The following is a 7794-nucleotide window of genomic DNA, read 5'->3' on the forward strand; positions in this document are numbered from 1 at the left end:
GACATATATACCTCCTTAAAAATATCTACTCTATGTAATTCTTTATAACAATATAAATAAAAATAATAATATATTGCAAATAATTAGTTTGAATTTAAATTTTTGAATATTAGTTTACATTCAGCACCCTAAATTCATTGACTTCAATCCAATTACCCTGATATCCTCAAAATACATAATAAAAGTATACATTCAAAACACTATACATAAAGAGGTCATAAATCCATGAACAAAAAACCACATCTCATTGATGTCCAACCCATTCGAACAAAAGAACAAATCGAAGATATGAAATGGGCCCTAAAACGCCACTGTTCAGAACGAGACTATATTCTATTTCTAATTGGAATCAATACAGGATTACGTATCAGCGATCTACTCCAACTTGAAACACAAACCATAGTAAAATTAAAACGGAAAAAGAGAAACGAATTCAAAATCAAAGAGGGAAAAACAAAGAAAGAACGCATGATTAATCTTACTTCTATTTTTGATGAGATATACTCATATGCTCAAACCCTAGAAAATACCTGGTTATTCCCTTCACGAAAAGGAGATCAACCCATTAGTAAGATCCAAGCTTATCGACAATTGCAAAAAGCCGGAGATTTTGCCGGTGTAGAGTCTATCGGTACTCACACCATGCGAAAAACCTTCGGCTATTGGTTCTATAAACAAACAAAAGATGTAGCCATGTTGCAAGAAATCTTGAATCACAGCACACCAAAAATCACACTTAAATATATTGGAATTAATAAAGAAGAAAAGGATAATATATTAGATACATTTTATATTTAATCACATAAAATACTTATTAAAAACAAAACAAAGCTAGCAAAATGCTAGCTTTGTTAAAAATTATAATAAACTATTCTTGTTCTTCTTTTTCCTTAGATGTAAGTGCTAATATAACATCTACTGGATAAGTAAATTCTTTTTTCAATTTCACTTGGAAAGGAAAATCTTCTGCCTTATTCCAAGTATCAATAAGACCTTGTAATTGAGAACCTGGTTGAACTGAATATTTCGCCAATTGTTGATATAGAGCAGTTCGATATTGAGCATGCACGGAATCAGGTCTCGGGTTGAAATCAAATGTTTTAACTACTGAATCCTCCGTAGTTATTGTAGTATTATGCTCAAAACTAGTAGTTAACGAAGTTGAAAAACTAAGAGCGTCTCCAAGCCCTGCTTCAACTCCAACAGTAAGAGCAAAACCAACAGTATTAGACTTAGAAAGACCGCTTGTTACTGATTTACTCCAATGATAGCCAGAGTTTTTATCTACAATATTAGAATCAATTAATTTCCAATAAATATCTTTCTTAAGCTTTGTATCCGAAAGAAATTGTTTGCCTAACTCACTATTTTTAGCTATACCAACACTATAAGCTAATTTACCTGGTGTTAAATCTACATTATAATGATCTTTAATTTCAGCAGTTCGAGTACCATCAGGTAATACCGTTATCATATCTGGAGAATTAAACATCTTTGATGTTGACACTGTCATAGCCTTTTCTGGATAAACATCTAAAAATATATAATCAATTACATCTCCATATTGTGTAGTAGAATAAGCCTCATAAGGAAATTCTTGATAAGGTCCTACAGGAGCTTTAGGAATAGGAAGTTTATCTTTTTCAGCTTGTTCTGCTGTCATAGGAGCTTTTGCTTCTTGAGAACTAATTACTACTGGAAGATTCCCTACATTCGTAGGAGTATCAGTAGCCGCTGAAGAAAATCCTGGTGCTACAAATAAAGCTGAACTTAATACAAACGCTGCAGGTATAACTTTTGCAACCTTCTTAATTTTCTGTCTTTTCATGCTAGACACCTCTTTTTATTTGATTTAAGATAATAAAATGTACATAATGCCCTACTATAAAATTATTTGCTTAGACTATAAATATAAAAGAAATACAGGTCATTTTTTATTTGTAAAATACTATTTCTTTTACCTCTTATAGAATGCAAGAACCTTATACACTTATTAAAACACTATGTATTTTCTATGTAAATCATAAAATACCACTGGAAACATATATAATCTTATATATAAAAATTTATTGATTAAAAAACAATTATATTAATAAAATCATTTCTTCAAAAATATAAAAAAAATAATTTAGTATTTCTCTTTAAAATATAATTATTATAATTTATAGAGAAAATTCGACAAGTGAAAAGTTTTAATGATATAACATAATAACATTTCACATACCGACTCCCTATATTTGTATATGCATAATTGCATGGAAATATAGGGAAATCATAGTGTAATAAGATATATTCTTTAATAATGTGAAATATTATTAAGGAATATTATTATTTTTTAATAATAACTACATGTTTTATAAATAATAGTTACTTTTTAGTTCAATATAAAAAAATGCTAAAAAACAAAGTATGTTTATAGCAAGGGAATGCTTGTAGACTGATCTATACGGCCTCACCATATCATTCCGGGAATTCTGTACGTTTAGACACATTTTTGTCATAATTACCTCCTTTTGCTGTACGCTAAGAGATATTTGTTCAGAAAATCTTATGTTTATGAACAGAGGGTAAAACTCAATAATACCAACATATTATAGCTATAATTGTGTTCATAAAGTGTGTAAACAAATCAATGTTCAATTAAACTTAGGTTTTTATCTTTCTGAACAGGTACTAACCATTAAATAATGCTGTAATGATAAGGTTCTGTAGTCCTTAGCGTACAATTTTCCCAAAATGATATGGTGACCCCATGCCCATCAACTTAAGAAAAGAGGTTACCCCAAAACGGTAAAAATAAATAATAAATTTTTCAATTTAACACAAATTTATTTTAGAATTCAATAGAGTGCCTCTCAATTTAAGCGGATTTTAAGTGTTAATATTTACCTGATAATATTATAATTTACATATCAAAAATATATAAGAAATGGAGAATTATCATGCTGAATATAGATATTAATCGTTTAACTGATATTTGTTTAGAATATCAGCAATCTAGATTTTATGTTACTAGAATACCTGAAGATTTTTTATCAATTGCAAAAAAACGTTTCTCTATACCAACGAATGATCGAATTATTGCTTTTTTAAGTTGCAATTTATTTGGTTCAGGAAAATATGGTGTTTATTTTACAAGTTCGGGTTTATATTGGAAAAATTGGTTATTAGGTAAAGGAAATATGAAATGGGATAAATTAAATGAAGTGCAACAAATTGAAATTGATAAAGACGGTTTTTTATCTTTTGATGCACAAAAAAGTTTTAATATTAATGGCAGTGATTATCCACCGCAGTTATTTAAAGAATTACTTATAGCTCTTACAAATTCGTTCCACAATTCAAAGCAAAATGATATACATCCAGTTATAAAAATTGACGAGATAAAATCAATCTGCTCTTTGTTTGAGACGTACGATGAATTATTAGAACCTAATAATGGTTTATTTGTAGACAATCATATTTCAGATAAAAAGCTAAAGGAAATTTGGGCACGATATGTTGTTTCAAAAGAAGAAGAAATCATGGCTTTTTTAGACACCTCTGTCCTTGGTAATTTGAGTAAAGGATCGGATGGCGTATTAATTTGTCAATCGGGGATATATTTTAGAGAAACTTTTGTACACTTGTATTTTCCATGGCATGTCTTTAGGAATATCCCTATTACATTGAATTCAAACGAGTTAGAAATCGGAAAAGGCAACATATTTCATCTTCAACATGCTAGAATGTCTAGTCAAGAGATTCTATTATTCATCAAAAATTTAAAACAGCTTGTTAATACGTTATATGAGGATAATAAGTGTTCAACCAACACATAAGGGTCTTAATATAATTTAATATTTTATTTAATCTAATATAAAAAATGCTATTCTTTTTATAGAAATATACAGAAAGGGTGGCGTTTTTTATGAATCTTTCGATTCAAGGTGAACTACACATGCCCATCAACTTAAGAATGGAAACAAAATGGACTTTTGTTCAAATAAACTAAATACTCTTAAAACACTTTTTGTCCTTAAAAATGAGCATGCCAAATAAACCTCAATCAACCAAATTTCAAAAATTATGCAATTTTCTTTTGTTTTTCCAATCCACTATACTCATAAATAACACCCAGGATATCAAAGACTGTTCTCTTCTCATATCGGTGAGATTTCCGTCCATTTTTCAGTAAAAGGTTGAATAAACGGCACAAGATTTTTGTTATTTCTTGAGTGTTTTGTTGTATAGCTTGATACAAGATGTATAGATGATCTTGTATCATTCCAATGGCTTTATATTCGCTTAATTCTTTTTGTTTCTTTTGTAAAATCAACTGTCGCATCTTAAACATAGTAGAAGAACATAGAAAAATAGCAATTAGTTTTCCATAAATGTGACATTCTAATCGCTCTTGTTTGATATTTTTCCAATGATGAATTTGGAATAGAGATTTCCAAGTTTTAAAGATGATTTCTATTTGCCAGCGAAGAGAGTAAAAATCATGTATTTGTTCCATCGGAACAATCTCCCAAGGTGTATTGGTAACATATATGTTCATACCAGCTAATCGTTTGCTTTTTTCTGAATATGTAATGCCCTTCTTACTCTCCGTATACACTTGTTTTTTCCTACGTTCACGAAGTTGTTTTTCTGTTAATCGATACATAATCACCCGAGTGAATAGTTTTGTATCTTTTCCAATATAAGCATCTTTTATTTCATAGATTTGCCCCGGTTTTAAGGTATTCATAATTTGTTCTAAATCAACTTTGATGTACTGAGACTGTTTTTTTACTGTCCCATTTCGAAAGTATTCAGGAAATTGATTTTTGATATACACCATATTGTTTAATTTGAGTCGTGATATATAATACACACCACGTTGATCCATTTGATCTAAATCATCCAGTGAATAATAGCCTAAGTCCCGAATACAGAGGTCTCCAGGACGTAATGTCGCTAAACACTCTGTTCCAAAGGTTTTATCATTATTTTTCCCCGGTTCAACTTGAAAGTTTAAAAATTGGCCACTATGTAAATCATATTCTAACTGAATTTTTATACCCGCTGTTTGTGCACACCCACCTGATCCAGGATACACATTAGCTAAATGTTTTGGCACTTGGAAAATTGTTGCATCTAAAATGCGAATTCGTTGAAAATAGGTGATTGAAGAGCTTGGAATCACTGATGTTTCACAAATTTTATTTTTTAATAATATGGAGAAAATATGTTTTAAAAAACAAACAGCCTTCTTATTTAAACGCTTATTGAGTCCTTCTGGACTCATAAGAGTTCCTGTAGCTGCATGAAGTTGACTACACAGTCGCACTAAAGAATCACTCGCTACCCGTTGACTAATCCAGATACAGATAATAGCTAAATCATGACCTGAAAACTTCCGTTTCCGTTGTACAAACCCTAGTTCTCTAGCAAGGTTTTCTAAAAGTGAAGGAGTAAGATGTTCATATAATTCTTCAGCAAATAATTGTAGTTCACCTTGAATCGAAAGATTCATAACAAACGCCATCCTTTCTGTATATTTCTACAAAAAGAATAGCGTTTATAAGGTCAAGTTAATATGAGGTTATATTGGTTTAATAATATCCTATAAATAAATTCTCTTGTAGAGTTTAATTTTTGGGAACGGTATTATAATTTATAAGGATTATGTTTCGTTAAATTTTCCAATTCATTTTCGAGGGAAAGCTTAAGACTTTTCTTTTTCTTTTCAATGGATGTGATCTTATGAAAAGTTAACAAAGATAATATAGAGAATAATTTATAATATATCTCTGTAGATCCGTCCTTACTGTTTGAAATAATTTGCTCCATAGTATAGAATCTCCTTTTTAATACAGTTCTGTTTTTGATTTCAATACTTGGTTATTATTGTACCAATTTTAATTGAAAGCTTCTACATTACTAATTATTAAAATTTTACATTCTAATTCTATATTTACCTTTGATAGTACATTTTTTTATTTTGAGGATACTTCAAAATGTTAAGTTGATGTACCTCCTATTCTGTCGAAGCACAAAAGAAAAAAGAGAGCATATGTGCTCTCTTTAGTTCTTCTCTCTAAGTCTTCTTTTTTCGTATTTATATTAACGAGTATAATAAACAGATCCTGACCCTGTTATATCAGGCCATGGATGTGGATTTTCAAATTTTAACCAATAATAACCGGAAGACAATTTCGATCCTCCATATTGATTAGTAAAAATAACTCCTTTCGAACTATTCCTTGGATAATTTGTATGAGAAACTGCATGATCCCAACCAACTGTTGGATCTTTCATTAGTGTTACTTTAAAATTTCCTGAAGCATCACTTTTAGATTTCATGTGTATCTTTAATCGGCCCTTATCAGAATCATAATAAAATCTAGTAGTACCATCTAAATTCGAATCAAATTCATAAGTAAAGTCCCAAGGTAATGATTTCGTTGCAAGTGTTGTAATGGATTCCTCTTTACCTTCAGATGTTTGTAATACAACAGAAGAATTGTCTTCTGATACTAAATCATTATTTGTCGAAAGAGTATCAGCCTGTGCATCACTACCAAAAAAAGTTACAGAAAGAGTCAGAATCATAGTAACAATAGCCATACTTATTTTTCTAAACACTTCAACAGCTCCTTTTATAATGGTTTATCTGTTTTCAAAATCATTATAAAAGTAATTTTTTGTAAAATCAACATAAAAATAGGAAAATACAAAAGTATTATTCCTTCTAATAGGGATCACCATACATATTAAATTTACCATGAAATAAAAAGAAACCAACCACCTGTAAATATTAAAAATTCTATAGAAAAGAATAAATTAGGAACCAATATTTTTTTTGATTTTTCTCTTTATATAAGGCAATAATTGAAAATCCAATAGAGATAACTAATGGAATGATTAAAGCATAAAATATATACATAGAATCACGTGTGGTATTTACATAATTTTGGTCAGGATACATAAGTTCATTATAAAAAAACATATACACAAGTAAAGCTAAACAAAAAATAATATTTGCACCAATTGCAATACAAGTAATTTTACTCCGTAATATTTTCATATATTCTCCTTCTAAACATCTCATATGTTTTAAATAAACCACCAAAAACATTATATATTAATACAGAAATAATTAACATATAATGTAAAACAAAATTATATTGGGTATCACCACATCGCCATTAAGCTAAGAAAAGCAAATACCCCAAAACAATAAAATTGGCATCTCCCGGTGAAAATGTATAATTTTTTGTTTTAGGGGTGTTATAAAATTCTTAAGTTGATGGGCATGTATGGTGACCCCGGATAGGCGGGATTCTTATCGATGTTTATCACACGAGGCTGTGAGACATGAAAAGACTGCAAAGCTTTCTTGAAGAAACGCTTTGCAGCCTTGTGATTTCTTGTTTTGCTTAGGTAGAAATCAATGGTGTTTCCTTCTGAATCAACTGCACGATATAAATACATCCACTTTCCTTTGACCTTAATATACGTCTCGTCTACTCGCCAAGAATCATTCGTTTTCTTAAGATGACGACGAATTCTCTTATCTAACTCAGGCAAGTTAGATATCTCAATAACATAGTGGAACAAGATCATCGTTTTATTAAGAAACGTGTTCGTTCTATGTTAGGGTTCAAGTCTTTTGGCACAGCTACATCCATTCTTGCAGGAGTGGAAGCTATGCATATGATTAAAAAAGAACAGATTGATTTACGGAATCTGATATTATCCCCTTAAGGTAGACAGTGTAAAAAGACCATGAATAAACATGGATGTTACACTTTTACTTGGAGG

General features: G+C 30.0%; 7 protein-coding genes and 2 pseudogenes. 3 read left to right on the forward strand and 6 right to left on the reverse strand.

Annotation, left to right across the window (positions count from 1 at the left end):
• Positions 1-225: 225 nt before the first annotated feature.
• On the forward strand, positions 226-798 hold the full coding sequence (locus JDS96_RS29100) for a tyrosine-type recombinase/integrase (protein WP_199668908.1): 573 nt from the start codon (positions 226-228) through the stop codon (positions 796-798).
• Between the two features lie 70 nt (positions 799-868).
• Here JDS96_RS29100 and JDS96_RS29105 read toward each other — a convergent pair whose 3' ends face one another.
• A complete protein-coding gene (locus JDS96_RS29105) occupies positions 869-1828 on the reverse strand; it encodes a hypothetical protein (protein WP_206777247.1) in 960 nt (319 codons plus the stop codon).
• A gap of 1114 nt (positions 1829-2942) precedes the next feature.
• Between JDS96_RS29105 and JDS96_RS29110 the strand changes: the two genes are divergently transcribed.
• Entirely contained in the window at positions 2943-3821 is an 879-nt protein-coding gene (locus tag JDS96_RS29110) for a hypothetical protein (protein ID WP_199668909.1), read from the forward strand.
• A 245-nt stretch (positions 3822-4066) separates the two neighbouring features.
• On the opposite strand, the gene JDS96_RS29115 is transcribed toward JDS96_RS29110, so the two are convergent.
• The 5 genes and pseudogenes from JDS96_RS29115 to JDS96_RS29135 form a co-directional block, all read right to left on the reverse strand.
• A complete protein-coding gene (locus JDS96_RS29115) occupies positions 4067-5503 on the reverse strand; it encodes an IS4 family transposase (RefSeq protein WP_199668910.1) in 1437 nt (478 codons plus the stop codon).
• Positions 5504-5637: 134 nt separating this feature from the next.
• Positions 5638-5820: a hypothetical protein gene (locus JDS96_RS29120; protein WP_199668911.1), complete on the reverse strand. Its 183-nt coding sequence runs from the start codon at positions 5818-5820 to the stop codon at positions 5638-5640.
• Positions 5821-6093: 273 nt separating this feature from the next.
• The gene (locus JDS96_RS29125) at positions 6094-6615 is read right to left on the reverse strand and encodes a hypothetical protein (protein ID WP_199668912.1); all 522 of its coding nucleotides are present in this window, start codon (positions 6613-6615) and stop codon (positions 6094-6096) included.
• 181 nt (positions 6616-6796) lie between these two features.
• The gene (locus JDS96_RS29130; RefSeq protein WP_242480019.1) at positions 6797-7057 is read right to left on the reverse strand and encodes a hypothetical protein; all 261 of its coding nucleotides are present in this window, start codon (positions 7055-7057) and stop codon (positions 6797-6799) included.
• A 242-nt stretch (positions 7058-7299) separates the two neighbouring features.
• A pseudogene (locus JDS96_RS29135) lies at positions 7300-7557 on the reverse strand (IS6 family transposase); the annotation flags it as partial.
• Between JDS96_RS29135 and JDS96_RS29140 the strand changes: the two are divergent.
• A pseudogene (locus tag JDS96_RS29140) lies at positions 7552-7737 on the forward strand (DDE-type integrase/transposase/recombinase); the annotation flags it as partial. The pseudogenes JDS96_RS29135 and JDS96_RS29140 sit on opposite strands and share 6 nt — an antisense overlap.
• Positions 7738-7794 lie beyond the last annotated feature (57 nt).

Source organism: Bacillus cereus group sp. N21 (assembly GCF_016483395.1).
Lineage (GTDB): Bacteria > Bacillota > Bacilli > Bacillales > Bacillaceae_G > Bacillus_A > Bacillus_A pseudomycoides.

Bases quoted from the DNA above. Each gene is read 5' to 3' on its own strand.
- JDS96_RS29105 (WP_206777247.1), bottom strand. From the start codon at position 1,828: ATGAAAAGACAGAAAATTAAGAAGGTTGCAAAAGTTATACCTGCAGCG.
- JDS96_RS29130 (WP_242480019.1), bottom strand. From the start codon at position 7,057: ATGAAAATATTACGGAGTAAAATTACTTGTATTGCAATTGGTGCAAAT.
- JDS96_RS29120 (WP_199668911.1), bottom strand. From the start codon at position 5,820: ATGGAGCAAATTATTTCAAACAGTAAGGACGGATCTACAGAGATATAT.
- JDS96_RS29100 (WP_199668908.1), top strand. From the start codon at position 226: ATGAACAAAAAACCACATCTCATTGATGTCCAACCCATTCGAACAAAA.
- JDS96_RS29110 (WP_199668909.1), top strand. From the start codon at position 2,943: ATGCTGAATATAGATATTAATCGTTTAACTGATATTTGTTTAGAATAT.
- JDS96_RS29115 (WP_199668910.1), bottom strand. From the start codon at position 5,503: ATGAATCTTTCGATTCAAGGTGAACTACAATTATTTGCTGAAGAATTA.